This is a genomic window from Streptomyces sp. HSW2009 (assembly GCF_040240285.1).
Classification (GTDB): Bacteria; Actinomycetota; Actinomycetes; order Streptomycetales; family Streptomycetaceae; genus Streptomyces.
The window spans coordinates 1-1,458 of record NZ_JBEHZD010000978.1; the positions used below are offsets into that span (position 1 = coordinate 1).

Consider the following 1,458-nt stretch of genomic DNA (forward strand, 5'->3'; position numbering starts at 1 on the left):
GACGCGGGCGCAGCGCCCCCGTCGGCCACACCGCCACCACCTACCGCACCGCCACCACCCGCCGCACGCGTGCCCCCGCCGGCGCCGACGTCAGCACCAGCACCAGCACCAGCACCAGCACCAGCCGGATCGTCAGCGTCAGTCGGGCCGTCAGCGCCAGCGGGCGCCGCGCCGGTCGGTGCGGTGCCCGCCGTCTGGAGCACCGGGGCGAGTGCGGCCACCGTCGCGCCGTGCGGTCCCGGCGTGGCGCGCAGCGCCTGTTCCTTGGCGTGGGCGCGGAGGTAGCCGACCACCGTGTTGGTGACGGCGACCAGCGGGACCGCGACCACCGCCCCGCCGATGCCGGCGATCAGCGAGCCCGCGGCGACCGAGAGCACCACCGCCAGCGGATGCACCCGCACCGCCCGGCCCAGGATGAACGGCTGGAGGATGTGCCCCTCGATCTGCTGCACCGCCAGCACCACGATGAGCACCATGCCCGCCGTGAACACGTCCTGCGTCACCAGCGCCACCACGACCGCGAGCGCGCCCGAGATGACCGCCCCGACCAACGGGATGAAGGCGAACAGGAAGATGAACACGGCCAGTGGCACGGCCATCGGCACATCGAGGAAGAAGATCCCGGTGCCGATGAAGATCGCGTCGATGAGGGCCACTATCACCGTGCCCCGCACATAGCCGGTGAGCGTCTGCCAGGCCCGCGGCCCGGCGCCCGCCACCCCCTCCCGGGCCGAGCTCGGGAAGAGCTTGAGGACCCAGTTCCAGATCTTGGGCCCGTCGTAGAGCAGGAACAGCGTGCTGAACATCGCGAGCATGATGCCGGTCAGCAGCTCGACGATGAACGTGACGCCTTCCAGACCGGCCGAGGTGATCTCCTCGGTGTTCTCCCCGACCGACTCGCGCAGGTTCTTCGCGATGTCGTTGATCTGGTCCTCGGTGACGTGGAACGGGCTGTTCAGCAGCCAGCGGCGGAGCTCGTCGATGCCGTCCTGGACCCGTTCGGAGAGCGAGTCCAGGTTCTCCATCACCTGCCACACCACGAACCAGCCCACCAGGCCCATCACGACGAACCCGGAGACGAAGACGATGGCGGTGGCCAGACCGCGGTGCACGCCCCGGCGCCGGAGCCGGGAGACCGTCGGCTCCAGCAGGGCGGTGATCAGCAGCCCCGCCACGAAGGCGAGGACCACCAGCCGCACCGCGCTGATGACCCGCATCAGCACCCAGACCGTGCCCGCGAGGACCAGCAACCGCCATCCCACCTCGGCGGCGACCCGCACCCCCCAGGGCACGGCGGCCACCGGGTCCGGGCGGGGCACCACCGCCAGTGCGTACTGCGGCGGCGCGGGCGCCTGTGACGACTCGTCCGCGACCGCCACCGCGACCTGCGGTACGGGGTCGGGGGCGGCCGGTCGGGCCGCGTGGTCCGCTGGGGCGGCGTCAGCCGGCGCACCGGCC

At 72.4% G+C, this 1,458-nt stretch carries 1 protein-coding gene; it reads right to left on the reverse strand.

All coding sequences use genetic code 11. The annotated features are described in order from the left end of the window. The coding region (locus tag AAHZ94_RS33990) for an AI-2E family transporter (RefSeq protein ID WP_349997545.1) at positions 1–1,458 on the reverse strand (1,458 nt) is incomplete at both ends.